26 protein-coding genes are annotated in these 26,833 nt (G+C 59.6%); 11 read left to right on the top strand and 15 right to left on the bottom strand.

What is annotated here, in order from left to right; all coding sequences use genetic code 11:
• The 4 genes from MRBLRC7O_RS03525 to MRBLRC7O_RS03510 all read left to right on the top strand — a co-directional run bounded on the left by MRBLRC7O_RS03525 (position 1) and on the right by MRBLRC7O_RS03510 (position 2,892).
• Positions 1-624, top strand: coding sequence for a YfbR-like 5'-deoxynucleotidase (locus MRBLRC7O_RS03525; RefSeq protein ID WP_003501981.1), 624 nt, complete (start codon positions 1-3; stop codon positions 622-624).
• Positions 621-1,139, top strand: coding sequence for a tyrosine phosphatase family protein (locus tag MRBLRC7O_RS03520; RefSeq protein WP_080866043.1), 519 nt, complete (start codon positions 621-623; stop codon positions 1,137-1,139). The genes MRBLRC7O_RS03525 and MRBLRC7O_RS03520 overlap by 4 nt, the downstream gene beginning before the upstream one ends.
• A 75-nt stretch (positions 1,140-1,214) precedes the next feature.
• On the top strand, positions 1,215-2,036 hold the full coding sequence (locus MRBLRC7O_RS03515; RefSeq protein WP_003501978.1) for a mechanosensitive ion channel family protein: 822 nt from the start codon (positions 1,215-1,217) through the stop codon (positions 2,034-2,036).
• Between the two features lie 169 nt (positions 2,037-2,205).
• Complete coding sequence (locus MRBLRC7O_RS03510) at positions 2,206-2,892, top strand: ZinT family metal-binding protein (protein WP_080866041.1); 687 nt, start codon at positions 2,206-2,208, stop codon at positions 2,890-2,892.
• A 184-nt stretch (positions 2,893-3,076) separates the two neighbouring features.
• Here MRBLRC7O_RS03510 and MRBLRC7O_RS03505 read toward each other — a convergent pair whose 3' ends face one another.
• The 3 genes from MRBLRC7O_RS03505 to MRBLRC7O_RS03495 all read right to left on the bottom strand — a co-directional run bounded on the left by MRBLRC7O_RS03505 (position 3,077) and on the right by MRBLRC7O_RS03495 (position 5,854).
• The gene (locus MRBLRC7O_RS03505) at positions 3,077-3,895 is read right to left on the bottom strand and encodes an ABC transporter permease (protein ID WP_003501970.1); all 819 of its coding nucleotides are present in this window, start codon (positions 3,893-3,895) and stop codon (positions 3,077-3,079) included.
• The gene (locus MRBLRC7O_RS03500) at positions 3,892-4,680 is read right to left on the bottom strand and encodes an ABC transporter ATP-binding protein (RefSeq protein WP_003501967.1); all 789 of its coding nucleotides are present in this window, start codon (positions 4,678-4,680) and stop codon (positions 3,892-3,894) included. Before MRBLRC7O_RS03500 ends, MRBLRC7O_RS03505 begins: the two co-directional genes overlap by 4 nt.
• A 130-nt stretch (positions 4,681-4,810) precedes the next feature.
• A complete protein-coding gene (locus tag MRBLRC7O_RS03495; protein WP_035212343.1) occupies positions 4,811-5,854 on the bottom strand; it encodes an ABC transporter substrate-binding protein in 1,044 nt (347 codons plus the stop codon).
• 290 nt (positions 5,855-6,144) lie between these two features.
• Between MRBLRC7O_RS03495 and MRBLRC7O_RS03490 the strand changes: the two genes are divergently transcribed.
• The 4 genes from MRBLRC7O_RS03490 to MRBLRC7O_RS03475 all read left to right on the top strand — a co-directional run bounded on the left by MRBLRC7O_RS03490 (position 6,145) and on the right by MRBLRC7O_RS03475 (position 12,141).
• Entirely contained in the window at positions 6,145-7,704 is a 1,560-nt protein-coding gene (locus MRBLRC7O_RS03490) for a VOC family protein (RefSeq protein ID WP_080866040.1), read from the top strand.
• A gap of 170 nt (positions 7,705-7,874) precedes the next feature.
• On the top strand, positions 7,875-10,646 hold the full coding sequence (locus MRBLRC7O_RS03485) for a DUF2339 domain-containing protein (protein ID WP_162690764.1): 2,772 nt from the start codon (positions 7,875-7,877) through the stop codon (positions 10,644-10,646).
• On the top strand, positions 10,643-11,287 hold the full coding sequence (locus tag MRBLRC7O_RS03480) for an HD domain-containing protein (RefSeq protein WP_080866039.1): 645 nt from the start codon (positions 10,643-10,645) through the stop codon (positions 11,285-11,287). The genes MRBLRC7O_RS03485 and MRBLRC7O_RS03480 overlap by 4 nt, the downstream gene beginning before the upstream one ends.
• 11 nt (positions 11,288-11,298) lie before the next feature.
• Positions 11,299-12,141: an MOSC domain-containing protein gene (locus tag MRBLRC7O_RS03475; protein WP_003501958.1), complete on the top strand. Its 843-nt coding sequence runs from the start codon at positions 11,299-11,301 to the stop codon at positions 12,139-12,141.
• A gap of 208 nt (positions 12,142-12,349) precedes the next feature.
• On the opposite strand, the gene MRBLRC7O_RS03470 is transcribed toward MRBLRC7O_RS03475, so the two are convergent.
• Positions 12,350-13,084: a class I SAM-dependent methyltransferase gene (locus MRBLRC7O_RS03470; RefSeq protein WP_080866038.1), complete on the bottom strand. Its 735-nt coding sequence runs from the start codon at positions 13,082-13,084 to the stop codon at positions 12,350-12,352.
• A gap of 166 nt (positions 13,085-13,250) precedes the next feature.
• Here MRBLRC7O_RS03470 and MRBLRC7O_RS03465 point away from each other — a divergent pair, with 166 nt between their 5' ends.
• Positions 13,251-14,465 (top strand): MFS transporter, encoded by a 1,215-nt coding sequence (locus MRBLRC7O_RS03465; protein WP_162690763.1) that lies wholly within the window; start codon positions 13,251-13,253, stop codon positions 14,463-14,465.
• On the opposite strand, the gene recO is transcribed toward MRBLRC7O_RS03465, so the two are convergent.
• The 11 genes from recO to rpoZ form a co-directional block, all read right to left on the bottom strand.
• Positions 14,466-15,245, bottom strand: coding sequence for a DNA repair protein RecO (gene recO, locus MRBLRC7O_RS03460; protein ID WP_060723998.1), 780 nt, complete (start codon positions 15,243-15,245; stop codon positions 14,466-14,468).
• A gap of 56 nt (positions 15,246-15,301) precedes the next feature.
• Positions 15,302-15,679, bottom strand: a complete 378-nt coding sequence (locus MRBLRC7O_RS03455) for a response regulator (protein WP_031234546.1) — start codon at positions 15,677-15,679, stop codon at positions 15,302-15,304.
• Between the two features lie 136 nt (positions 15,680-15,815).
• A complete protein-coding gene (locus MRBLRC7O_RS03450) occupies positions 15,816-16,568 on the bottom strand; it encodes a Crp/Fnr family transcriptional regulator (RefSeq protein WP_020813373.1) in 753 nt (250 codons plus the stop codon).
• A 175-nt stretch (positions 16,569-16,743) separates the two neighbouring features.
• Positions 16,744-17,694, bottom strand: coding sequence for a GTPase Era (gene era, locus MRBLRC7O_RS03445; protein ID WP_161974047.1), 951 nt, complete (start codon positions 17,692-17,694; stop codon positions 16,744-16,746).
• 73 nt (positions 17,695-17,767) lie between these two features.
• Positions 17,768-18,487: a ribonuclease III gene (rnc, locus tag MRBLRC7O_RS03440; protein ID WP_080866037.1), complete on the bottom strand. Its 720-nt coding sequence runs from the start codon at positions 18,485-18,487 to the stop codon at positions 17,768-17,770.
• On the bottom strand, positions 18,484-19,230 hold the full coding sequence (gene lepB / locus MRBLRC7O_RS03435; RefSeq protein WP_060723996.1) for a signal peptidase I: 747 nt from the start codon (positions 19,228-19,230) through the stop codon (positions 18,484-18,486). Before lepB ends, rnc begins: the two co-directional genes overlap by 4 nt.
• A gap of 208 nt (positions 19,231-19,438) precedes the next feature.
• Positions 19,439-19,843, bottom strand: coding sequence for a holo-ACP synthase (acpS, locus tag MRBLRC7O_RS03430; protein WP_003509952.1), 405 nt, complete (start codon positions 19,841-19,843; stop codon positions 19,439-19,441).
• Positions 19,840-20,418 (bottom strand): DUF2062 domain-containing protein, encoded by a 579-nt coding sequence (locus tag MRBLRC7O_RS03425; RefSeq protein WP_003509953.1) that lies wholly within the window; start codon positions 20,416-20,418, stop codon positions 19,840-19,842. Before MRBLRC7O_RS03425 ends, acpS begins: the two co-directional genes overlap by 4 nt.
• Before the next feature lie 473 nt (positions 20,419-20,891).
• Positions 20,892-21,038 carry a hypothetical protein gene (locus MRBLRC7O_RS03420; protein WP_003496944.1) on the bottom strand — a complete coding sequence of 49 codons (147 nt, stop codon included), beginning with the start codon at positions 21,036-21,038 and terminating at the stop codon, positions 20,892-20,894.
• A 197-nt stretch (positions 21,039-21,235) separates the two neighbouring features.
• Positions 21,236-23,470 carry a RelA/SpoT family protein gene (locus MRBLRC7O_RS03415; protein ID WP_003509955.1) on the bottom strand — a complete coding sequence of 745 codons (2,235 nt, stop codon included), beginning with the start codon at positions 23,468-23,470 and terminating at the stop codon, positions 21,236-21,238.
• Positions 23,471-23,602: 132 nt separating this feature from the next.
• On the bottom strand, positions 23,603-23,995 hold the full coding sequence (gene rpoZ, locus MRBLRC7O_RS03410; protein ID WP_020009554.1) for a DNA-directed RNA polymerase subunit omega: 393 nt from the start codon (positions 23,993-23,995) through the stop codon (positions 23,603-23,605).
• 392 nt (positions 23,996-24,387) lie between these two features.
• Here rpoZ and MRBLRC7O_RS03405 point away from each other — a divergent pair, with 392 nt between their 5' ends.
• Both MRBLRC7O_RS03405 and MRBLRC7O_RS03400 read left to right on the top strand, forming a co-directional pair.
• Entirely contained in the window at positions 24,388-24,957 is a 570-nt protein-coding gene (locus MRBLRC7O_RS03405) for a LabA-like NYN domain-containing protein (RefSeq protein ID WP_003509957.1), read from the top strand.
• Between the two features lie 215 nt (positions 24,958-25,172).
• A complete protein-coding gene (locus MRBLRC7O_RS03400) occupies positions 25,173-26,672 on the top strand; it encodes a methyl-accepting chemotaxis protein (protein WP_003509958.1) in 1,500 nt (499 codons plus the stop codon).
• Positions 26,673-26,833: the final 161 nt, after the last annotated feature.

The following is a 26,833-nucleotide window of genomic DNA, read 5'->3' as shown; positions in this document are numbered from 1 at the left end:
GTGACGCCCGCAAAAAGCCCGCGCGCCTGGCAGCGCATGCTGTCCGGCCGGCGACTCGATCTGCTCGACCCTTCGCCGCTCGATGTGGAAATCGCCGATATCGCCCACGGCCTTGCCCGTGTCGCCCGCTGGAACGGCCAGACGCGCGGCGACCACGCCTTTTCCGTCGCCCAGCATTGCCTCATCGTCGAAACCATCTTCTGCCGCATGTGCACGGGTGCGACGCCTGATGACATGCAGATGGCGCTTCTGCATGACGCGCCGGAATATGTCATCGGCGATATGATCTCGCCGTTCAAATCCGTGGTCGGCGGTGGTTACAAGACCGTGGAAAAACGGCTGGAGGCCGCCGTGCATCTGCGTTTCGGCCTGCCACCACATGCATCGCGCGACTTGAAGGACCGCATCAAGAAGGCCGACACGGTCGCCGCCTTTTTCGAGGCGACGGAGCTTGCCGGTTTTTCCACCGCCGAGGCGCAGAAATTCTTCGGCCTGCCGCGCGGCATTACCCGCGATATGTTCGACATGACGCCCCTTCCCTCCACCGAAGCGCAAAAGCTGTTCATCGAACGTTTCGAGGCTATCGAGGCGCTGCGCGCGGTCAGGACGGGGAGCGCGACATGACGGCCATTGTCGTATCGCCGCTGTCGCGGATCGCGGAGATGGCCGTGAAACACAAGGCCCGCGAAATGGTGACACTGATCGCCAAAGAGCAGGCCTTTCACCGCCCCGCCGTCATTGCCGCAGACCGGCATCTGACGCTTGCCATGAACGACATCACATTCAAGGGCACCGCTGATCTCATCGCGCCTGATGATGCGCATGTGCTGAGGCTGATCGATTTCGCCCGCGAATGGGACCAGTCCGCGCCGCTGCTCGTCCATTGCTGGATGGGTGTTTCGCGCTCGCCCGCCGCCGCCGTCATCGCAGCGCTCAGCCTTTATCCTGACCAGGATGAAATGGAGCTTGCGCTGCGCCTGCGCGCCGTCTCACCCTATTCCACGCCGAATGCCCGCATCATTGCCATCGGCGACCGTCTGCTCGGACGCGACGGCAGGCTGGTGGCGGCGATCAAAAAAATCGGCAGGGGCGCGGATACGGATGGTAACGTGCCCTTCGTACTGCCGCTTGGCGCCTGAGGCCGTTTTAGCGGAACCCTCACGGCGTCCAGTCGTTACCAACCCTGAACAGCAATAAAAATCACAGGATAATTCATGGAACAACAGGCAACGGATATCATCGTCGCATCGCAGGCGGCGTTGCAGCAGGCGAGCGCGCTTGCGGTGCAATATTCCTTCTCGGTCGTTGGTGCGCTTCTGCTGCTGATCATCGGCTGGCTGGCCGCCACCTTCCTGCAACGCTGGGCTTTTCAGGGCCTGTCACGCATTCGTGGCTTCGATGCGACGCTTGCCGGCTTCTTCGCGGGCGCCATCCGCTATGTGGTTCTCATTCTGGTGCTGGTCATGGTGCTTGGCCAGTTCGGCGTGCAGACGGCCTCTATTCTCGCCGCCCTTGGCGCCGCCGGCCTGGCCATTGGTCTGGCGCTGCAGGGCACGCTGCAGAATATTGCCGCCGGCATCATGCTTCTGGTGCTGCGCCCCTTCCGGGTCGGTGAATATATCGAGACCGGCACAGTCAGCGGCACGGTGATCGAGATCGGGCTCTTTGCCACCGAACTCAAGACCAGCGATGGGCTCTATCGTCTCGCGCCCAACTCCACCCTCTGGAACGTGCCGATCACCAATTACAGCCGTTTTCCCTCGCGCCGTCACGAACTGAGCCTGACGGTCAAGACTGACGAGGATCTCACGGCCGCGCAGAATATGCTGATGAAAGTCGTGCGCTCGGAGAGCCGGGTTTTGCTGGACCCCGCCCCCGTCACCTTCGTCGATTCGGTCAGCGCCGACAGCGCCACCGTCAAATTGCGCTACTGGGTGCGCAGCGACAGTTATTTCGCGACAACCCGCGACGTGACGAAGGCCATGAAGCTCGCCTTCGACGAGCGCAAGGCGGAAGTGAACGCGCAGCCTGCCTGAGGCCTCACCTCTCCCCCCTCTTTTCAAGCGCGGTGGCTGCAAGAGCCATCGCGCTTTTTCGTTGCGTTGCGTTGGAGCATACACTTGCATCCCGCTGACATGGCCTCTATAGGTCGTTACGTAATGTTATTACGTAACTTACTTTTATGGATATGAGAGGGCCGAAACAATGCAGAAGATACTCACCCGCGTCACCGGCGCTGTCGCACTTGGTTCCATGCTGCTGGCGGCGACCACGGCAATGGCTGCCGGTGGCGACAAATCCGCAGCCCATAGCCACGACCATGGACACGATCACGGCCACCAGATGACCGAGGCTGAAAAGCAGATCTACAAGGGTTATTTCGAGGATGCGCAGGTGAAACCACGCGCGCTTTCCGACTGGGAAGGCGACTGGCAGTCGGTCTATCCTTACCTGCTGAACGGCTCGTTGGACCCCGTCATGGCCGAAAAAGCAGCCCATGGCGACAAGACCGTCGCCGAATACCGCGCCTATTACGACATCGGTTACAAGACCGATGTAAACCGCATCGTCATCAAGAGTGACAGCGTGGCGTTTTATAAGGACGGCAAGCCCGCTGAAGGCACCTATGCCAGCGACGGCCATGAAATCCTGACCTACAAGAAGGGCAATCGCGGTGTCCGCTACATCTTCAAGAAAACCGGCGGCGATGAGGCCGCACCGCAATTCATCCAGTTCAGCGATCACTCCATCGCCCCTGTCAAGGCGGGCCATTACCATCTCTACTGGGGAGCTGACCGCAAGGCGCTGCTGGACGAAGTGACCAATTGGCCGACCTATTATCCCTTCCTGATGGACGGCGGCGATATCGTGAAAGAAATGGCGGCGCATTGAGACCGTAAGTTAGCGGTCTTCCGCAGCATGCGTGAATGACGCGAGCGGTTGCCGCTTGTCACCTTCTCCCCAAGGGGGGAAGGTCGCGGCAGCGGGATGAAGGGGCAAGCTCTCGGCTTATCGCTGGCGGTGCCCCTCATCTACTCCTCCGGGGCATCTTCTCCCCGGCGGGGAGAAGAAAGGCTCACTGCCCCATGGTCGAACGATGCGCCCAGCCGGTCATGCGCTTTTCAAGCCAGGCCATAATCGCATACATGACGATGCCTTCCACCGCGAGCATCAGCAGGCCGGCAAAGACGAGCGGCACATTGAACTGGCTCTGGGCCGAACTCATCATGTTGCCGAGGCCATAATTGGAAGCGACGGTCTCCGATACGACCGAGCCGACGAAGGCGAGCGTGATGGCGATTTTCAGCGAGCCGAAGAAATAGGGCATGGAACGCGGAATGCCGACCTTCAGCATGATATCCATCTTCTTTGCGCCGAGCGCCCGCAGCACATCTTCCGTTTCCGGCTCTATGGTGGCAAGCCCGGTCGCGACATTCACGACGATGGGAAAGAAGGAAATCAGGAAGGCGGTCAACACGGCGGGGACCGTGCCGATGCCGAACCAGATGACGAGGATCGGCACAAGCGCCACTTTCGGGATGGCGTTGAAGCCGATCATCAGCGGATAAAGCCCGGCATAGATGGTTTTCGACCAGCCGATGAACAGACCGATGGCAAGACCGGCGGCCACAGCAATGGCAAAACCCAGTGTCGTCGTATAAAGCGTCTGCAGCGAATTCTTCCAGATCGGCGACCAATATTGCATGATGGCCTGCCCGACCCTTACCGGCGACGGCAGAATGGTGGGCGGCATTTTCAGCGCATGGACGAGCAGTTCCCACAACACGAAAAGCGCCAGCGTATAAAGCCATGGAGCGGCTTTCACCCAGTTGACGCGGGCGATCAGCGGCTTGCGCGGCTCGGCCGCAACGGTGCTTTCCACAATCGCACTCATGCCGCCACCCTCGCCTGGGCGATCTCGCCATGCAGTTCCTGCACCATGTCGTTGAAACCCCTGTCATACATGATATCGAGCTGGCGCGGGCGGGCAAACGGAACGCGGTGTTCCGCGAGCACGCGGCCCGGCCTTGCGCTCATCACGAAAATCTTGTCGGCCAGAAATGTCGCCTCGCGCAGATCATGGGTCACAAGGATGATGGTGACACGCTGTGCGGCGTGCAGGTCGCGGATGACGCACCACAATTCCTCGCGGGTGAAGGCATCGAGCGCGCCGAAAGGCTCGTCCAGCATCAGTAGTTCCGGTTCGTGGATCAAGGCCCGGCAAAGATTGGCGCGCTGCTGCATGCCGCCGGAAAGCTGCCACGGATACTTCGAACCGAAACCCTTCAGACCGACGATTTCCAGCAGTCGCTCGGCTTTCGCGACATATTCCGCCTTATGGGCGCGCAGGCGTCGGCGATGTCTCTCGACGATTTCCAGCGGCAGCAGGATATTTTCAAGCGTCGTGCGCCAGGGCAGCATCGTCGGGTTCTGAAACGCCATGCCGACAATTGAAACCGGCTCCGTGACCTGCCGCCCGGCAACGATGACATTGCCCTTCTGCGGAATATGCAGCCCGGTCACCAGCTTCATCAGGGTCGACTTGCCGCAGCCGGAGGGACCGACCACGGCGGCGAATTCACCCTTGTCGACCGTCAGGTTCAAACCGGATACGGCCAGCGTGCCGGCGGAGCCGCCGTAACGCATGTCGACACTGTCTATTTCCACGAGATGTGACATTGCTGTTCCCGTTTTAAGTAAAATGATAGGCCATGACAGCCCGAAGCGTCGCCGCTTGTTTCTTCTCCCCGCCGGGTTCTCCCGCTCGGGGAGAAGAGACTCGCGGCATCCGCCCGTTCTTTCTTCAGCATCAGGGAAGCATGCGCTCTTCCTTGGCCGGCAGGTAGGTCGCGTCGAACACCTGCTCCGCCTTGATGTTGCCCTTCAGGCCGAGGGAGACTTTCAGCGTTTCGACGGAGGCCGCAAGCCGGGCAGGATCGACGCCGCCCATGCCGTTTTCCACCACATAGGGCGTCTTGATATTCATGCTGTTGGCCATGTTGAGGCGTTCAAGCTCGATGGCGCTGTCGAGCGTCTCGTTGCGCTTGAGCACCGCCGCCACGCCCTCTTCGGGGTTCTTGACGGAATCGGCGAAGCCCTTGGCCAATGCTTTCAGAAAGCCCTTTACTGCTTCCGGGTTTTTCTCTGCGAAATCAGTGTTTACCAGCACCGCATTGCCATAAAGATTCAAGCCGTGCTCGGCCATCAGGATGGTCGAGATATCGTCATCGGCGATGCCCTGTTTCTTGAGGTTGAGGATCACCGAAAAGGCAAAGCCGAAAACGGCGTCGACATCGCCCTTGGCGAGCATCGGTTCACGCACCGGAAAACCGATCGATTCGATCTTGATCTTGCTGTCGTCGAGACCCGCCACCTGCTTGAAGGCCGGCCATTGCGCGAAAGCGCCATCCGGCGGCGGCGCGCCGAGCTTCTTGCCTTCCAGCGACTTCGGATCACCGGTGACACCCAGCGACTTGCGGCCGACCACGGCGAAAGTCGGGCGCTCATAGACCATATATACGGCCTTGATCTTCTGGCTCGGATCCTCGTCGAGGAACTTCATCACCGAATTGATATCGCCGAAACCCATCTGATAGGCGCCGGTCGCCACGCGCGGAATGGCTTCCACCGAACCATTGCCGCTGTCGATGGTGACATCCAGGCCTTCGGCCTTGAAGTAACCCTTGTCGAGCGCCAGCAGGAAACCGGCGGCGGGGCCTTCAAACTTCCAGTCGAGCGTGAATTTCACCGGTGTTTCGGCCCGCGCCTCGATGATCGGCAGCGAAAAGCCGGCGGCTACACCGATGGCGGTAATGGCCAGAGCTCTGGTCAACAACCTGCGCGTTAAAATCATCTATTCCCCCTGATGGTTTTGTTGGATTGGTTGCATAAGACCCAATTCCAACCCTCAAGGCAAGATAAAATTGCATACAAAATAGCCGTTATTTTGTATGCTTATTTTATATGCACAAACAATCACAAGACAGGCAAAAAGCCGGCAATCTGCCCATCGCGAATGCAACGAAGCGAAAGCAGTATCGTTCACCCAGAGAACACAGCGTTCTCATTTGCCGGGGTTGCGGATCAGGGGCAGCGTGCGACAAATAGGGCCAGGAACAGCAGGCGAAACGGCGGGACGGCAAGATGAATTCTGCACTGGGCATACACCACATCACCATGATCACCCGGAAGGTGCAGGCGAATGTGGATTTTTACGCCGGCTTTCTGGGCTTGAGGCTGGCCAAGCGCACGGCCGGCTTCGAAGACGCCATGCAGCTTCACCTGCTTTATGGCGACGACATCGCCTCACCCGGCTCGCTTCTGACATTTCTCGTCTGGGAAGATGGCGGCCAGGGCCGTGTCGGTTACGGCCAGACGCTGGAAATTTCCGTGGCGATCGATCCCGCTGCGATCGGCTTCTGGCTGACGCGGGCGCTGAGATTCGGCATCCGCGCGGAAGGCCCGACTGACGAATTCGGCGCTCCGGTTATCCGGCTGAAAGATCCTGACGGCCTGATCGTCAAGCTGGTCGGCACCCGCGCCTTTGCCGATGCCACGCCACATGTGACCGACGATATTTCCGCAGAAGACGCCATTCGCCGAATCTATGGTGCGACGGTGCTGAGCGAAGTGCCGGAAGAAACCGTAGCGTTTCTGGAGAAACATTTCGGCTACCGGCAGGAAAGCCAGGCGGGCGCGATCCGCCGGCTCGTTTCCGACAGCGGCGACATTATCGACGTGCGTGACGCCACCGGCTTCTGGTCCAGCGCGCCGGGCACCGGCACCGTCGATCACATCGCCTTCCGGGCGAAGGACATGGATGAGCTGAACACGGTTCTAACCGGGCTGAAATCGCTGAATTCCAGCACCACCAACGCCCATGACCGGAAATATTTCCACTCGCTCTACGTCCGCGAACCGGGCGGCGTGCTGATCGAAATGGCGACCGATGGGCCGGGCATGACGGTCGACGAACCGCTGGAATCGCTCGGCGAAAAACTGTTCATCCCGCCGCTCTTCATGAAGGACGAGGCGGATGTGCGTGTCGCCCTGCCGCAATTCTCGATGCCGGGCGAAGAACGCATCATCTATCGCGACCTGCCCTTCGTGCACCGTTTCTACACGCCCGAGGAAGCTGATGGCAGCACCATCATCCTGCTGCACGGTTCCGGCGGCAGTGAAACGAGCCTGATGCCGCTGGCGCACCGGGCAGCACCGGGCGCCACCCTTCTGGGCGTGCGCGGCCGCAGCACGGAAGAAGAAATCGCCCGCTGGTTCCGCCGTTTTCCCGATTTCAGCTTCGACCAGCAGGATATTGTCACGGAAACAGAAGCCTTTGCCGCCTTCGTGGAGGGGGCAATCCGCGCCTATGGTCTTGATCGCTCGAAACTGCGGTTTATCGGCCATTCCAATGGCGCGAACTTCTACGCGGCCTTTGCCGCGCTCTATCCCGAACTTGCAGGCGACGCCCTGCTCTATCGCCCGATGCCGGTTCTCGAAACATGGCCGCAAACCGATCTTTCCGGCCACAATTTCCTGCTCGTGGCGGGACAACGCGACAAATATCTCGACAAGGCGAGCGAACTGCAGGGAAAGCTCACGGCGAGCGGTGCAAAGGCCGAGATGGAAACGGTTGAGGACGGGCACGAGCTCGGGCTTACCGATATCGAAGCGGCGCGGCGGTGGCTGGCGGGTGCTTCCTGATTCGAGCGGTACATCGGATCGAGCGGAGGCCACCCATTTTTTCTCACCGTCGGGGAGAAGAAACAAATGGCATATGCTTACCCCCGCGCCACCCACACCATTCATCAACCGGGCCTTGCATAAATTCACCAAAAGGGCTTTAAAAACAGCTTCGTAATTGGAGAGTCCGTTTGGAAATCCCGCTGTTTATCCTCGCCCTCGTCGCGGCCTTCATCTACACGCTGGTCGCGAGCATCCGCAATTCAAGCCGAATCAAGTCGCTCGAACGGGAGGTGCACAGCCTCAAGCGGCTGATGGCTGCGGGCGTGACGTCGGCTGCGGCAGTGCAAACGGAGAGCACGGAATCCACGGTAAAACCGGATTTCGAGGCGGAAGAGCCAAGCACGCCCCCTGCGGAAGACACAGCCTTCCAGGCTGAATACGCATCCGAGCCCGAAGATGCCGCCGCCATGGCAGCATCGGAAGAGCTGGCGCGCGAGGAGGCCCAACCTGCGCCTGCCGCCGAGGCCGTATCCACTCCTGCGACGAAAGAAAGCTTCGAAAGCCTGATCGGCGCGCGCTGGGCGGTCTGGGCCGGTGGACTGGCGCTGGCGCTCGGCGGCATTTTCCTCGTTAAATATTCGATCGAATCGGGCCTGCTCAGCCCGGCCGTGCGGCTTTCGCTCGCCGCCATTTTCGGTCTTGTTCTCGGGCTTGCCGGCGAAGCGATCCGCCGCAAGGCGGTGCCGGGCATCGCCACCACCTATTCCAACGCCATGATACCGGGCGTGCTGACGGCGGCGGGCGCATTGACGCTGTTCGGCGTGGTTTATGCAGCCTATGGCATTTACGACTATATCGGTCCCGGCGCGGCTTTTGGCCTGCTTGGCCTCGTCGCTTTCGCCACCATCGGGCTTTCGCTGCTGCACGGGCAGGCGCTGGCCGGTCTCGGCCTTCTCGGTTCGATGCTGACACCCGCGCTGATTTCCACCGAAACGCCGAATATCTGGGCGCTCTTCGTCTTCCTCACCGTCTCCTGGCTGGCAACGGCGGCAGCGGCGCGCAGGCAGGGCTGGACCGTGGTTCCCTCTCTCGCCAATGCCGGGCTTGGCCTCTGGGCGCTCGGCTATATCGACTTTTCCGAAACGATCAGCGCCGAACCGCCAACACTTGCCCTGCTCGTCATGCTGGCGGGAACAATATTCCTCTGGCCCGGCAAGGCATTCGACACGCCGCCCGCCCAAACTGCCGAAACCGCAGCGCCCGAGCGACGCGCCGTCCGCGCCATGCGGCTTCTGCTACGCCCGTCACTCGCCCTCAATCTCACCGTCTCGATGGCCGTGATCCTGCCGGCAATCGGCTTCCTTTTTGCCGATGGCGGAGTCGATACTCATCCGGCCCTGATCGTTTCAGCGCTCATAGCCGCCCTTGCGGCCCTTGGCGCCGCCCGCCACTATGCGGTATGGCCCGCTATTATCGCAGCACTTGGCGCGCAGGCTGCGGTATCGCTGATGTCACGTCAGGGTCTCGACTTCATCGGCGTCATCAACGATACGGCCGTATCGCTTCCGCCCGTGTCGGTTGGCTACACGGCGGAAATCGCCATGGCGCTCGGCCTCGGGGGCGTCTTCGTGCTGTCCGCCTTCTCCTTCCTGAAGCGCGAGGGTGCTGACGACGCGGATTTCGCCCAGCTCTGGGCTGGTATCGCCGCGCTATTCCCGGTCTGGCTCGCCACCGCAAGCTTTGTCGAATACGGCAATCTTGGCCGCGACTGGCTGCACGCCGCCTATGGCCTCGGCCTCGGCTTCGTGTTGATTGCAGGTGCCGAATGGCTGCATCGGCAGAACAATGAGACCTATCGCAAACCGCTCAACATCCTCGTGCTCGGCTCCTTCGCCGCCTTCGCGCTCAGCCTGCACACGCTGACGGAGGGGCTGGTGACAACCGTTCTCCTTTCGGTCATCGGTTTCATCTATGTGCTGGCCAGCCGTTACCGCAACTGGGAGGTTCTGCCCTGGGTGATGGCCGTGGCAAGCGTTGCCGTTCTCGGCCGCATCGCCTGGGAACCCACCATTGTCGGGCCGCAAAATCTTGGGCTCACGCCGGTCTTCAACGCGCTTCTTCCGGGTTACGGCATTCCCGCACTGCTGGCCGTCGCCTCGGCATGGCTGCTGCGCGACTGGCCGGGGGTCAGGGCGAAGAACTTCCTGCAGGCGATTGCCAGCGTCATGGGTCTTCTCGCCGTCGCCATCCTCATCCGCCACGCAATGAATGGCGGCACGCTGGATGACAGTGTGCCGACGCTTGGCGAACAATCGATCTATACGCTGCTGACCATCGGCTTCTCGGGCGTGTTGATGACGCTCGATCTGAAAAGCCCCAGCCCCATCTTCCGCTACGGCTCGATGCTTGCCGGCGTGATTGCCGTCATCAACGTGCTGACGATGCATTTCTTCACGCTCAACCCCTATTTCACCGGCGAAAATACCGGCCGCATCCCGTTCCTCAACCTGCTGCTGATCGGTTACCTCCTGCCGGCGCTCGCCTATGGCGGCCTTGCCTATTACGCGCGGGGAAAACGTCCACCGCCCTATGTCAGCATGCTGGCGGTGGCGGGCGCAGCGCTCGGTTTTGCCTGGGCCACGCTTTCAGTGCGCCGCTTCTGGCAGGGCGAAAATATTGCCGACTGGAAGGGTTTCCTGCAGGGCGAGACCTACAGCTATTCGGTGGTCTGGCTGCTGATCGGCGTGTTGCTGCTCGTGCTTGGCTCGCGCTTTAATGCCCGCAGCCTGCGTCTGGCATCGGCCGCCTTCGTGCTGATCTCGGTTGCCAAGGCGTTCCTGATCGACATGAGCAATCTCGAAGGCGTGCTGAGGGCGCTGTCCTTCATCGGGCTCGGCGCGGTGCTCATCGGCATCGGCCTGTTCTACCAGAAAATCCTCACCCGGAAGCCGCAGGCATGATTGCTGCCGAGGCTTTCGCGCCCTATGCGGCGCTTGCGCAGGACCTGATACCACACGCCGCGGACAGCGGCGACGGTTCGCATGATCTTGCCCATATTCACCGCGTCTTCCGCAACGCCATGCGCATCCATGTGGGCGAAGGCGGCGATGGCACCGTGCTGGCCGCCAGCGTGCTGTTGCATGATTGTGTGGCGGTGGAGAAGAACTCACCGCTGCGCGCGCAGGCCTCAAGGCTGGCGGCAGAAAAGGCAGCCGGCATTCTGGCCGGGCTTGGCTGGCAGCAGAAAGATATTGACGCCGCCGCCCATGCCATCACCACACACAGCTTTTCCGCCAATATCGAACCGCAGACGCTGGAGGCGAAAATCCTTCAGGATGCCGACCGGCTGGACGCCATCGGCATGGTGGGGGCGGCGCGCTGCTTTTATATTGCCGGGCGCATGGGCTCGGCACTTTACGATCCGGTCGACCCGCTGGCGAAGGACCGGCCGCTTGACGACCGCGCCTTTGCCATCGACCATTTCGAAACCAAACTGTTCAAGCTGGCCGACGGTTTTCGCACCGAGACAGGCCGGCAGATGGCCAAGGCCCGCCATGAGCGGCTGAAACAGGTGCTGGACCTGTTTCTCGACGAGATCTAAGGAGACCCGAGATGCGTGTGACCGAACTCAACATCTATCCGCTGAAAAGCGCGCGCGGTATCCCTCTCTCCGAAAGCGCCGTTTCGGCCGAAGGCCTGCCGGGTGACCGCCGCGCCATGCTCACTGATCCCTCCGGCCATTTCATCACCCAGCGCGAATTGCCCGCCATCGCCACGGTTCTGGCCCGGCATGAGGATGGTGGCATGGTGCTGGCGCGCGACAAGGACGGCGAGATTTTCGCAAGGCCATCCGGGCAGCGCATGGATGTGGCGGTGTGGAAATCGATCGTCAGCGCCAATATCGCCGATGACGAGACCAATGGCACGCTATCGGCATGGCTCGGGCGCGAGGTGAAGCTCGCCTTTTTTGATGATACCTCGAAACGTATTGCGAGCCTCGAATGGACGGGCAACGAAACGCCCGTCACCTTTGCGGACGGCTACCAGATCCTTGTCACTACCACCGCTTCGCTTGCCGCGCTGAACGACAATATGCGCGCCAATGGCGAAGACGCTGTTGGCATGGAGCGTTTCCGGCCCAATATCGTGCTTGACACGGACGAGCCATGGGCTGAGGACCGCTGGGCGGCCATCGAGATTGGCGGCATTCGCTTCGATCTCGTCAAGCCCTGCGCCCGCTGCATCATGACCACGCAGGATCAGACCACCGGCTCGCGCGATGTGCCCTCCCCCATGAAAGCCATGGGCCGCATCCGCATGTCCGGCGACCGGCGCGTGCCCGGCCCGCTCTTCGGCTGGAATGTGACGCCGCGCAGCCAGGGCAAGCTGTCCGTCGGCGATGTGGCAAAGGTGGTCGAGGAACGGCCGGAAGGCTGGACGATCAAACGGCGGTAAGTTGCTGGTGCGGGTCAAACCCAACCCACAGACCACAGCGCCATGTTTTCAAAGGCTGGCACACCCTCTTCTCTCCCTCATTCCTGTGCTTGTCACAGGAATCCAGCCGACGCGCGTCTGCGCGGCAGAGAGACCCCTTTCAGCCCAAAGACTTGGGCTGGCTGGATCCCTGTGACAAGTACAGGGATGAGGAAAGGAACGAGCACGATCACGGCTTGCGCGCCCCGACGATCAGAAAAATCGGACGGCGGTCTTCGTGCTTCAGTTCAGGCCGCTCGGCCATCAAGGCCGGATCAGGCCTCGGCTCCGCCAGCCGCGCCAAAACAAATCCGGCAGCCAGGAGACCATTGAGAAGGCCTGACACCGTGCGGTGATATTTGACCACATCGTCCGCCATCCAGTTGGAGTGGCGCACGCCCTGACTTTGATAATTATCGAGCGGCCAGTGCAGGATTTCGCCATCCTCGCCATAAAACCAGTCCTGTTTTTCCAGCGCCGTGAAAACGGGATGTTCGATGGAAAAGATGAAATCGCCGCCGGATTTCAGTACGGTGAAAATCTTCGCGAATGCCAAGTCGAGATCGCGGACGTAATGCAGGGCGAGAGAACTCAGCACCACATCGAAACTCTCCTGCGGAAAATCGATGTCTTCGATGGCAGCGCGGCGGTATTCGATGCCGGGCCCGCCATTTATTTCGGCGGCGCGGTGCAGCATGTTTTCCGAGAGATCAACGCCAACGACATGGCGCGCGCCCTGCTCTGCGGCAAAACGGCAATGCCAGCCGAAACCACAACCGAGATCAAGAAGGCTCCTGTCTTTCAGGGGCGGAAGCATGGCACGCAATTCATGCCACTCGCCGGCCTGACGCAGGCCCTCCACGGAGCGCGGCATGGCGCTGTAACGCTCAAAAAACCCTGGATCGTCGTAGATATTCTGTTTCATCGTCTTCTCTCCGGCCGTATTCCATCAATCGCATGAATAGTGGCCGTCAAGAAAAGTCGCTAGTGGGACTGGCTGACAAAAGATAATATTCATCCCATCATAGCGGAATCCGCGGCAGGCCATGTCCCTCTTTTTTGGGACGAGGCGCCGCGATGGGGGAATATTCATGTTGCAAGCCACACGCCAGACAATGCCCTGGCTGATTATCGCCGCCGGGTCACTGATTGCCGTCATGACCTTCGGGCCGCGTTCGGCCATGGGCTTCTTCCAGCTGCCGATGCTTGCCGATACCGGCTGGGACCGTTCCACCTTCGGTCTCGCCATGGCCCTGCAGAACCTCTTCTGGGGTCTCGGCCAGCCCTTCTTCGGCGCCATCGCCGATAAATACGGCACGGGCCGCGTGCTTGTTCTCTCCGGCCTGCTTTATGCTGCCGGCCTCATCTGCATGTCCTTTGGCACCTCGCCCTTCTGGCTGCATTTCGGCGGCGGCGTGCTCGTCGGGCTCGGCATTGCCGCCGGTTCCTTCAGCGTCATCCTCTCGGCCTTTGCACGCCATGTCGCGCCGCAGCAGCGTTCGCTCGCCTTCGGCATCGGCACGGCGGCGGGCTCAGCCGGCATGTTCCTGTTCGCACCGATCAGTCAGGGGCTGATTTCCACCTATGGCTGGTCGGACAGCCTCGTCTGGCTTGCCGCGATGATGATGCTCGTGCCGCTGCTCGCCTTCTTCATGCGCGGCAATTCCTCTTCCGGCAGCCAGTCGCAGGCGCAGTTCCAGCAGACGGCAGGCGAAGCGCTGAAGGAGGCGCTCGGCCATAAAAGCTACCTGCTTTTGACCACCGGCTTTTTTGTCTGCGGTTTTCAGGTGGCCTTTATCACCGCGCATTTCCCGGCCTATCTCGGCGATATCGGCATCGAACCGCGCTACGCCGTCATCGCCATGGCGCTGATCGGCTTCTTCAACATCATCGGGTCGCTTGCCGCCGGTGTCATTGCCCAGCGTTATTCGAAACCCTATCTGCTCGCCTATATCTATATCGCCCGCTCTGTCGCCGTCACAGCCTTCCTGCTTCTGCCGCAATCGCCGCTTTCGGTCATCATCTTCGCCGCCGTCATGGGCATCCTCTGGCTTTCCACCGTGCCGCCGACCAATGCGCTGGTGGCGATCATGTTCGGCACCCGCCATCTCGGCATGCTCGGCGGCGTCGTGTTCCTGTCGCACCAGATCGGCTCGTTCCTCGGCGTCTGGCTCGGCGGCTTCCTTTACGACAGGCTGGGTTCCTATGATCTCGTCTGGTGGCTGGGCGTCGGCATGGGGATTTTTGCGGCCATCGTGCATTGGCCCATTCAGGAGCAACCGGCCCCGAGGCCTGCAATGGCCTAGTCAGACAGCCTTATCGAGCGCGGGCGGCATCACCTTCCCCTCAGTCGCCCGGCCTTCCAGCGCCTTCAGCGCCGCCTGCACGAAACCGTCGCGGGCGGCGTTTTCGTTGAGCCCACGCGGATCGTAGACATGTCGGTTGAGGAAATGGGCGGTGAGGCGGAAAGCCGCCGCAAGGCTGTCAGGATCGGCGGCCTTCGACTGGCCTTCGCTCAAGAAAGCCGGAAGCGACAGCATGCGCTCCGCATAGGGCGCGCCTGCCGTGCGGCAAACCGCCCGGCCCGTCTTTGGCGATACATAGATGAGGTCGGTGCGCAGCCCCGTCGCCGCGCATTCGGTAAGATCAAGCCCGAAACCGAGATCGTTCAGCACTGCCAGTTCAAAGCGCACGAACAATTCCCCGGCATCGACGGGGTCGTGGAGATTGTCGAGAATGATATCGAGCGCCTGATAGAGATGCGGGTGCGGATCACGCTCCGGCAGAAGCCTGAGAAGAGCACCCATGGCCTGTACGCCATAAACCGCGGTCGCCGTCTCCATCAGTTGTGCGGCGCGCAATTGCAGCGGCTCGATGCGGAACTCGCCGAGATGATCGTGAAGGCGCGCGCGCCAGATGACATCCACCCGGTTTCCGGCCTGTAGCACCGGCTGCATGCTGCGGGAACGGCCGGAACGGACCAGCCCCAGATGGCGGCCACGCGAAGGGGTCATCACCTCGGCGATGACACTCGTCTCGCCATGGCGTTTTACGCCGAGAATGATTGCCTCTTCCTGCCACTGCATGAAACGCGTCCGAATTTCGATTCAAGGCCGATCATACCCGATCTGGCGGCGAAACGTTATTCTTTTACGGCATTGTCGACCGTGCCGACGAGGTTGAGGACGAAATCGATAATTTCGTTTTCCCCGAAGGGCTTGCCCAGCAATGGCGCATGCATGAGATCATCCGGAAAGCCCGTCGTGTCGCCATAGCCGCTGACGAAACCGAAGGGAATTCCCCCATCGCGCAGCCCGCGCGCAAAATCATAGCTCTTGCCGTCGGTAAGGCTGACATCGAGAAGCACACAATCGGCGCCGTCCTCTTCAACGGCCTGTCTCGCCTGCGCCAGCGTCGTGGCGATGACGACGGTTTCCACCCCCATGGACTGGAGAACCGCTTCGACATCAAGCGCCACCAGATATTCATCCTCAACGATGATAACCCGTTGTGGCACCATATGTTTTCTTCTTCCTAAAAAGATGGCCGCAAGGCTCGAAGCTGCAGTTTCCGACATGATTCTCCAGTGAGATATCACGACAGGAGTCGCAAATTACGGCTCCACCGTCATTTAAAAAAGACATGTCGAAAGAAGATCAGATGAAGGGTCTTTGCCGCTTCTCTTCGCTTTCCCAGCTGGCCACATGGCTCAACCCGGCATCATCAAGCACCAGACAACCCTTGTCGGTCCAGCGAATGAGACCGCGATCGACCAGCTTTCTCAAGGTCTTGTTGGTGTGGACAATGGACAGGCCAAGTGTATCCGCCACATGCTGCTGGGTGACCGGGATCGGCGTTTCCCCCTGTATGAGATGGACCGCCTTTGCCTTGCTGTAGAGGAAAACAATCAGATAGGCGGCGCGCTCCAGCGCCGTGCGCCGGCCGATGCTGAGGAGATGGCTGTCGAGCATGCGTTCCTCACTCGCAGCGATCCAGGTCAGGTCATAGGCAAGCGTCGGATGGTCGGTGAAGAGATTATTGAGGCGCGAGCGCTCGAAGACGCATAGGGTGACTGGCGACAGCGCCTCCACCGAATGCTGCATTTCCCCCATCACCGTGCCCTGCAGGCCGACGAGATCGCCGGGCATGACATAGTTCAGTATCTGCCGCCTGCCGTCTTCCAGCGTCTTGTAACGGAAAGCCCAGCCCTGCAAAACGGTGTAAAGATGGGCGCTATGCGAGCCTTCCATCAGGATGACGGAGCCGCCTTCCACCGCAAGTTCCCCCGTCTTGAAACGCGAGACGAAATCTAGCTCGGAGGAGGAAAAGTCGCGGAAATGCGGCAGGTCGCGCAGGGGACATTGCTGGCACGGGGTGGTGGAAATTCCGTTCGGTTTTTTTGGCGACATGAATATCCGTCATCGAAAAAAGGTTGCGCCCAATTGTTTTGGAACAACCCGCCCGAACGTATTCGGTTCCCGATGGTGGGTGAAGATATTCAGTTCGCTATTTGTACGTCGTTCCATCCCCCAGCGCCCTCATTCCTGTGCTTGCCACAGGAATGAGGGGTGAAGCGGATGTGCTTCAGTTTCGGGGGAATTCCAGTCCCATTTCGCGGAAACGCTCGGGGTCATCACCCCAGTTCTCGCGCACCTTGACGAACAGGAAGAGATGCACCGGCTGTTCGAGGATTTCCGACAGTTCCTTGCGCGAGGCGGTGGAGATCGCCTTGATTGCATCGCCGTTCTTGCCGAGCGCAATTTTCTTCTGGCTGTCGCGCTCGACATAGATCACCTGCTCGATGCGTACCGAGCCGTCCTTGCGTTCTTCCCACTTTTCCGTCTCGACATGCGAGGCATAGGGAAGCTCCTGATGCAGGCGCAGGAACAGCTTCTCGCGGGTGATTTCGGCAGCGAGCTGGCGCATCGGCAGATCGGAAATCTGGTCTTCCGGGTAATACCACGGACCTTCCGGCAGAGCCTCCACCAGATAATCCATCAGGTCTTCGCAACCCGAACCGTTGGTGGCCGAAATCATGAAGGTGCGGTCGAAGGCCACCGTCTCATTGGCGGCGGCGGCAAGCTTAAGCAGGTCTTCGCGCTTCACCTGGTCGATCTTGTTGAGGCAGAGGATCTTCTTCTGCGGAACATCCTTCAGGCCTTCGAGAATGGCCTCGGCGTCGCCTTTAAGACCACGTTCGCTGTCGATCAGCAGCAGGATGAGATCGGCATCCTTCGCGCCGCCCCAGGCGGAGGTGACCATGGCGCGGTCGAGCCGACGGCGCGGCTTGAAGATGCCGGGCGTGTCCATGAAAACGATCTGCGCATTCTTGTGAATGGCGATGCCGCGCATCACGGCGCGCGTCGTCTGAACCTTGTGGCTGACGATCGAGACCTTGGCGCCCACCAGCCTGTTGACCAGCGTCGACTTGCCGGCATTGGTCGGGCCGATAAGGGCCACGAAACCGGAACGGGTCGGAAGGTTGTTGTCTTCGCCTTCAATGGCGGGGTTTTCGTGATCGGTCATGATATCCATCAAGGTCAGAGGTATTCAACATGCGGCCTTATCGGTCCGCCATGCGCTCGATTTAGCACCCTATGGCGGGCGCTCAGTTCTGGGTGGAGCCCTTCTGCCAGACGCCTTCGCGTTCCAGCAATCTGGTTGCCGCCACCTGCTCGGCCGCGCGCTTGGAGCGCTCGACACCGGTTTCCGGCTTTACGCCGGGAATTTCGACAGTCACTGTAAAGCGAGGATCGTGATCCGGTCCGGAGCGATCGTCAATCCTGTAAGAGGGCGTGGTCGCAAATCTGGCATGCGCCCATTCCTGCAATTCGGTCTTGGCGTCTCGCCGTCCGGCATCCACGCTCGTTGCGCGGCCCTGCCAATATTTCAGAATGAACTTGCGCGATGCTTCCAGCCCGCCATCCAGATAGATGGTGGCGATCAGGCTTTCGACCACATCGGCACGCACATTCAACATCGCCTTGCCGGTCAGCTTCTTCACGTCGGATCCGGTACGGATGAAATTGTGCAGCCCCATCTCGTCGCCGATCGCGGCGCAGGATTCGGCGCTCACGAGCTGGTTGAGACGGACGGAGAGTTCACCTTCGGTGGCGTTACGGAAGATGGAGAACAGCAATTCCGCCACGCAGAGGCCGAGAACGCGATCCCCCAGAAATTCCAGCCGCTCATAATTGCCGGCCGCGGCGGAGCGGGCGCTGGCATGGGTCAAGGCCCGGTCGAGCCGGGCCTTGTCCTTGAATTCATATCCGATCAACGCTTCCAGACGGGAGATTTCGTCCGCGGAAAGCGGCTTGGTCTTACTCATCCCACAACCTTGAACAGGCGGTCCCAACGCATGTTGGCCGGCCATTCCCAAATGCGGCTGAACGGCGTGTCGTTGCCCAGCGAGAAGAAGATGACGCTGGCGCGGCCGATCAGGTTTTCTTCAGGCACGAAACCGACATCGAAGCGGCTGTCGAGCGAATTGTCTCTGTTGTCGCCCATCATGAAATAATGGCCTTCCGGCACCACGAATTCACGCGTGTTGTCGCCACGCGAATCGGGCGACTGGTCCAGCGTGTCGTAGGTGACGCCATTATCAAGCGTTTCGCGGAAAACAGGCACATTGGCGCCCGGATCGGCGCGATAATCTGACGTGAAGGTGCCGTCGGGCTGCTTCGGAATCGGCTGACCGTTGATGAACAGCACGCCGTTCGTCACCTGGATGCGATCACCCGGCAGGCCGACGAGACGCTTGATATAATCGACTTCAGGATTGGGCGGCAGGCGGAAGACCACGACGTCGCCGCGCTTCGGCTTGCTGAATTCGAGAATGCGGCCCGAAAACAGGTTCGGCGAAAAAGGCAGCGAATATTTCGAATAGCCGTAGGAGAACTTATTGACGAAAAGATAGTCGCCAACCAGAAGCGTCGGCATCATCGAGCCCGATGGGATCGTGAAGGGCTGAAAAAGCACGGTGCGGATGACCATGGCCAGCAGCAGCGCCTGAATGATGACCTTGACGTTCTCCCAGAGGGCGTTCTGCTTCTTTTCAGCTTTTTCCGACACTTAAAGACCTGCCTGATTGTTTCCCGGCTTCTTCGGCTTCGCGAAGGCTTCCGGGCCGTTGTTTGTAGAGCCTGCGGCGGTGGAGCGGTTTCACACTGCCAGCAACGCTTTCATATTTCTGCGACTTCTCTAGAACCTTTCCAGCCCGAAGGGAAGCGCTTCTGTCACACGCCCACAAATAGAACGCCAATGCGGCAAGGCCGGGGCCTCAATCGATCACGGGAAGCGCTTCTATGATCACAAATGCCTGAGCATAAGGAAAATCGTCCGTGATCGTCAGGTGAATATTGGCGCGGTGGCCGGCAGGCAGCATGGCCGCCAGCCTCTCCCCTGCCCCATTGGTCAGCACCATGGTCGGCTTGCCGCCCGGCAGATTGACGACACCCATATCCTTCCAGAAGACGCCGTTCGCAAGGCCGGTTCCCAGCGCCTTGGAACAGGCTTCCTTGGCGGCGAAACGTTTGGCATAGGAAGCGGCGCGGTTCTTGCGGCCATCAGATTTGGCGCGCTCGATATCGGTGAAACAGCGATGGGTGAAGCGCTCGCCGAAACGTTCGATCGACTTTTCAACGCGGCGGATGTCGATCAGGTCGCTACCCAATCCAATGATCATTTCAGCATCTCCAGAGAAGCATTCTTGTTGGCGGCGCGATGCGCGAGATTTTCCATCTTGCGGCGCTGGAAACCGCTGATGAGGCCATAAACGGCGATATAGGCGATGACTGCGCTGATGACGGCAGGAAGAAGCGCGCCGATGGTCATGGGCTCCAGCACCGGCGTCCATATCTGCCGGAATTCAAGATGGCTGAACAGCGCCACGAAATCCACATGCGCGGCACTTTCCGTCTTCTGCCGGCCGAGGATGAAGTGCCCCAGCTCCCAGGTGGATGCCCAGATGAAAGGAAATGTCAGCGGATTGGCGAAGGTGGTGCCTAGTGCTGCCGCCACGAGATTGACGCGCAAGAGGAAACCAAGCGCCATGGCGATGATGATGTGAACGCCGAGAAACGGCGTCCACGCCACGCCCACACCGATGGCGACACCGGCGGCAACAGAATGCGGAGAGGCGGAAAGCCTGAGCAGGCGCAGCTTCATATAGCGCAGCGAACGGGAAAAACCCGTTCGCGGCCAGAACAGGTCGCGAATCTTCTCTGAAAAGCCAACGGGTTCACGGCGGCGAAACGGCATGGGGGCAGTCTATTTCATCGCCCCGGCCGAGCCAAGAGCATGGCAGACAACAAAGGACTTTTGCCGACTTATCCCCACGTCCGTCATTCTGGCCTTGAGCCGGAAACCAGCCTACGCGTGTTCGCGCAGCGTCGACAGATCAATAACAAACCTTGCCGGACACTCTGACGTCATCCTCGGGCTTGTCCCGAGGATCAGCAAGCGATTGATTCAATTCAACGTGATTAGATCCTTGGGGCATCCTCGAACTTGTTCCCGGGACCAAGGAGACGTTGAGGAAATACGCTCCCTCTCGCCGTCAACTTCATTGCAAACGCAGCATGTCATATCAGTCAAACCGGACAGCTGTGTGTGGGACACCCGCTAGAAGCGCGTATTCACCTTGGTCTACGAGACGCAGGAATGCACAGGCCGATACGGCTGCATCTGCTAGCCCCATACGCATGGCGATGGGCTGCCATGCGTTGAGTGCATTACCGGCGGAACAGGCCGCGGTCGATTTCGCGCTGGCGGAATTCGAGATCGACGTTCGATACCGAACCGCTGAGATATTCGAATTCGCGTTCCTGGGTGGTCTTGCCACGGACGGCACGGGCGATCTTGCGAAGCGGAGTAAACATGATTTTCGGTCCTTTCGGTTTGGAACTGGCGTTTCTCATCGGTGTTCATCCACCGGCACGCCGCGTTTCCTTCTCTTCAATTTCTGAGGAGAAAATAGTCGCAAACCACTTCCACGACCAGAGACAGGAAAAGGCCGCTGCCATGCGTTTAACGCATAACAACGGCCTTTCGGTATCTTCAAAGGATCAAAAATGCCTCAATCGAAGGCACGCGTCACCGTCGAGACGCAGTCGAGATCCTTGAGCTGCGACAGAAGCTGGTTCAGCTGCCTGAGATCCCAGACTTCGACATCCAGCGCCAGCTCGGAGAAATCCGTGCCGATGCGGACCATGTTCAAGCCCCGAATATTGACATCGAGCGTGGCGATGGACTGCGCCACGGAGGCGAGCGTGCCCGGCTCGTTCAGCGCATTGATCATCACCCGCGCCATGAAGCGCGACTTGTTCGCTTCATCGAGGTCCCAGCGGACATCGATCCAGCGCTCCGGCTCATCGTCGAAACGCTGCAGCGCCGGCGCCTGAATGGGATATATGGTAATGCCCTTGCCTTTTTCCATGATGCCGACGATGCGGTCACCCGGAACCGCGCCGGCGGCACCGAAATGCACGTCGACATTGCCGGAAAGGCCGCGGATGGGCAGCGGGTCCGGCCCATCCAGCATTTCGGCCGCGCCGTCGTCCTCCAGAGCGGAGCGCGACTTTCCGGGGATCTTGAAGACCATGCCGGAAGCGCTGCGCATATTGAACCAGCCGTCGTCGCCGGTCATCTTCACCGTGACGCGCTCGTCCTGATAATCAGGATAGACCGCACGCAAGACATCAAGCGAGGAGACCTCGCCGCGGCCGACGGCAGCGATCGCGTCTTCCACATCCTTCTGAGCGAGACGATGAAGAACGGGCTTCAGTGCTTCACGCGAGAAGGCCTTGCCGGCGCGCTCGAAGGTGCGCTCCAGAATGCGATAACCGAGGCCGGAATATTGCTTGCGGATGGCCATGCGGGTGGCACGGCGGATGGCCGAGCGGGCCTTGCCCGTCACCACCACCTCTTCCCATGCGGCAGGCGGCACCTGCACGCCCGAGCGGATGATCTCCACCTCGTCGCCATTGTTAAGCCGGGTCACGAGCGGCATGATCCGCCCGTTGATCTTGGCGCCAACCGTTGTGTCGCCGATATTGGTGTGCACCGCATAGGCAAAATCGATAGGTGTCGCGCCGCGCGGCAGCGCAATCAGCTTGCCCTTGGGCGTGAAGCAGAACACCTGGTCCTGGAACAGTTCCAGCTTGGTATGTTCGAGGAATTCTTCCGGGCTGTCGCCTTCGGCGAGCGATTCGATGGTGTGGCGCAGCCAGGAATAGGCGTTGCTTTCCCGAGAAAGCAGATCGCCCTCCCCGTTTTCGCCATCCTTATAGAGCGCATGGGCGGCAATGCCGAATTCGGCGATCTCGTGCATGCGCTTGGTGCGGATCTGCAGCTCGATGCGCTGGCGCGAGGGTCCGACGATGGTGGTGTGGATGGAGCGATAGTCGTTCTGCTTCGGCGTGGAGATGTAATCCTTGAAGCGACCCGGCACCACGCGCCAACGGGTGTGCACGATGCCCAGCGCCCGGTAGCAGGCGGGAATATCGTCCACCAGAATACGGAAACCGTAAACATCCGAAAGCTGCTCGAAGGAAAGCGACTTCGCCTGCATCTTGCGGAAAACCGAATGGGGCTTTTTCTGCCGCCCTTTTACGTTGGCCCCGATCAGGCCGTTCGCCACGAGAAGCTCACGCAACTCGTCCTCGATCTTCTTGATCAGGCCCTCATTGCGCGTTTCCAGTTCCTGCAGGCGGTTCGTCACCGTCTCATAGGCTTCCGGGTTGAGATAACGGAAGGACAGGTCCTCCAGCTCGTCGCGCATGTCCTGCATGCCCATGCGGCCGGCGAGCGGCGCATAGATTTCCATGGTCTCTTCGGAAATGCGGCTGCGCTTGTCGGCCGGCATGTATTCCATGGTGCGCATATTGTGCAGGCGGTCGGCGAGCTTGACCAAGAGAACGCGCACGTCGTCGGAAATGGCGAGCAGCAGCTTGCGAAGGTTTTCGGCCTGTTTCGCCTTGCGGGTAACGAGGTCGAGCTTCTTGAGCTTGGTGAGGCCTTCCACCAGCCGGCCGATATCTTCGCCGAATAGCTCGTCGATTTCCGCGCGGGTGGCGGTGGTGTCCTCGATCGTATCGTGCAGCAGCGCCACCGCGATGGTCGATTCGTCGAGATGCATTTCTGTGAGGATCGCGGCAACTTCCAGCGGATGCGAGATATAGGGGTCGCCATTGGCCCGCTTCTGCTGGCCGTGTTTCTGCATGGCGTAAACATAGGCCTTGTTCAGCAGGGCCTCATTCGCATCCGGTTTGTATTTTTGAACTCGCTCAACGAGTTCGTATTGCCGCATCATGCGATATTCCACAAAAAGAAAGCGCGCCAACCTTGGGGTCGGCGCACAATGCTGCATCAATAGGGATCAGATTATGACGGCAACTATTGACAGACGGTAACCACCGCCTGCCAAAGGCGTCATAAAGTCAGATCAATAATCGTCATTTTTTTCCGGCGGCACAAGGCCTTCGATACCGGCCAGCAGTTCTTCTTCCGACATCTGGTCGAAAGTGACGGTTTCCGGCTGGTCGTCGTCTTCGCCATCAGCAATAGCGGAGGCGGCGAGCGTGACCGGATCGGGCTCGGGCTCGTCCACTTCCACATGCTTCTGCAGCGAATGGATGAGGTCTTCCTTGAGATCGTCGGGAGACAGCGTCTCATCAGCGATTTCGCGCAGCGCAACGACAGGGTTCTTGTCGTTATCGCGGTCAACCGTGATGGAAGAGCCCTGCGAAATCTGGCGCGCACGGTGGCTAGCGAGAAGCACCAGCTCGAAACGGTTGTCTACTTTATCAATGCAATCTTCTACTGTGACGCGGGCCATTGCCTGTCCTTTGTGGGTCGTAATGTCGTGGATCAGAGCGCGGTGCGATATTAGCGATGCACCGGCTGTGCCCTAACCTATTGAATCTGCGCCTCGCGCCTTGCGAAAAACACTCAAGATTTCTCGTGACGAAGCTTTCCAGCTTCCGATACAGCCATTGGCCGCGGAATTCAAGTTTTTCCTGTATTTGGCGTCTTTTGGCAACTTATCCGCCATGTTTGGCGTCTGATGAACAAAATGTCTAGAAGAATTGTCTTGGAATACGGGGGAAGGTAGCTTACTTAAAACGCAACGGCGATGCGCAAAATTCGTTGATACGACATGATTTTTTGCGTTAGCGACCGGAAATAAAAGCCAGATAATGGCCTTTCCAAAAAAAGGAATGGGATGGAATGTTCGATCCACGGGAGAAAATTGCGCTCTTCATAGACGGAGCCAATCTTTATGCAGCATCGAAAAGCCTGGGGTTCGATATTGACTATCGCAAGCTTCTGAAGGCGTTTCAGAAGCGTGGCTATCTGCTGCGCGCCTATTATTACACCGCTCTTATCGAAGATCAGGAATATTCCTCGATCCGCCCGCTGATCGACTGGCTGGATTATAACGGCTACAAGGTCGTCACCAAGCCCGCCAAGGAATTCACCGACGCACTCGGCCGCCGCAAGATCAAGGGCAATATGGACATCGAACTGGCAGTCGACGCCATGGAGCAGTCCGAGACCGTCGATCACCTGGTGCTGTTTTCCGGCGACGGCGATTTCACCACGCTGGTGGATGCGCTGCAGCGCAAGGGCCGCAAGGTTTCCGTGGTTTCCACCATGGCCACCCAGCCCGCCATGATCGCCGACGATCTGCGCCGCCAGGCCGATCACTTCATCGATCTGATGACGCTGAAGGCCGAAATCGGGCGCGACCCGAACGAGCGCCCCGTTCGTCACGCCGAAGGTCCAGAGACCGTCTGATTCGGTTTTTGTACCGCTGATATTGCAAAAACGCGTCCGTCCAAAAGACGGGCGCGTTTTTGTTTCAAGCGTCTCCAGCAGGACAAAATTCCTTTTAGAATTAACAAACATCAAATTCAGCCAGTCGAAATTATATCTTGGTTAATTTTAGACGTGTCTAAATCACGCAACGGCGCCAGAGACGTGAATTGGGCGCCAGATCAGGATGACTAGACATGCATGGCCAAGAAAAAACCGACCGACAACTCGATGAAAGACTGAATTTTCTGGGGCTCGGCCACGGTGAGCGGCAAAATCTTTCAGACATGAAGGGCGTCATCACCGGCTCTCTCGACGCCTCTCTCGATCGTTTTTATGCGAAGGTCCGCTCGGTGCCGGAGACCGCGAAGTTCTTCGCGAACGACGCGCATGTACAGCACGCCAAGGCCATGCAGCTCAAACACTGGGCAAGGATCGCCTCGGGCACATTCAACGCGGATTATACCGATGCCGTGACCGCCATCGGCCGCACCCATGCAAGGCTCGGGCTGGAGCCGCGATGGTACATCGGCGGTTATGCGCTGATGCTCGATGGCATCGTAAAGGCTCTGGTCGAGTCCGAGTTGAAGGGCCTCTTCATGGAAAAGAAGGCCAGGAAGGTGAAGGACGCCTTGTCCGCCACCATCAAGGCCGCGCTTCTCGACATGGATTATTCGATCTCCGTCTATCTCGACGTGCTTGCCGCCGAGCGGCACAAGGTGGAGGCCGAACAGGCGCAGATGAAGAAGGAGCAGGAGCATGTTCTCGCACTGCTCAACAGCGCCCTCGACAGGCTGGCCAATGGCGACCTCACCTCCAGCATCGGTGAAAAGACCGCGCTGCAATTCCAGGGGCTGATCGCCAATTTCAACGCCGCCGTCGGCAATCTCTCCGGCGCATTTGCGCAGATCGTCGAGGAAGCGAACAAGATTTCCGGCAATACGCGCGAACTGACGTCAGCGACCGACGACATGGCCCGCCGGACGGAGCAGCAGGCCGCGGCCCTTGAGGAAACCGCCGCCGCTGTTGAGGAAATCACCACCATTTCCAAATTGTCGGCGCAGCGTTCCGAAGAGGCCAAGGCCATCGTCGAAAGCTCGGCCGTTGAAGCCGCGCGCTCGCGCGATGTGGTGACGGAAGCGGTGAAGGCGATGGGGGCCATCGAGGACTCATCGCAGAAGATCACCCAGATCATCTCTGTCATTGACGAGATTTCGTTCCAGACCAATCTTCTGGCGCTGAATGCCGGCGTGGAAGCCGCGCGCGCCGGCGAAGCGGGCAAGGGTTTCGCCGTCGTTGCTCAGGAAGTGCGCGAACTGGCGCAGCGTTCAGCCAACGCCGCAAAGGAAATCAAGACCCTGATCTCCAAATCCTCCGCGGATGTGATGCAAGGCGTCTCGCTGGTCAACAAGACAGGCGAATCCTTGAATACGATCGGCAACAAGGTGGATCATATTCAGGAACACATTGCCTCGCTGACCAAGGCGGCGCAGGAGCAATCCGTCGGCATTCAGGAAATCAGCGCCGCTATCAACAGCATGGATAATCTGACCCAGAAGAATGCGGCCATGGTGGAAGAAACCAATGCGGCCACGCACAATCTGAGCGATGTCAGCGCCAATCTGGCGGCGCTCGTCAGCCGGTTCAGCGTCTCGGCAACGAAAGCTCATGTGGAGCGGACTTACAAGGCGGCGTAACGGGGCCCGGCGCGCGCAACACACTCCCGTCATACCGGCCTTAAGCCGGGATCCAGCCAGTCCAAGTCCTTGGGCTGAAAGAACTCTTTCCACGGCGCAGACGCGCCGTGACTGGATGCCGGATCAAGTCCGGCATGACGGAGGAACAAGCGGTGAAAGGC

The sequence above is a fragment of the Agrobacterium radiobacter genome (assembly GCF_040801995.1).
GTDB classification, from domain to species: domain Bacteria; phylum Pseudomonadota; class Alphaproteobacteria; order Rhizobiales; family Rhizobiaceae; genus Agrobacterium; species Agrobacterium radiobacter.
This window is presented reverse-complemented; position numbering and strand designations above follow the sequence as displayed.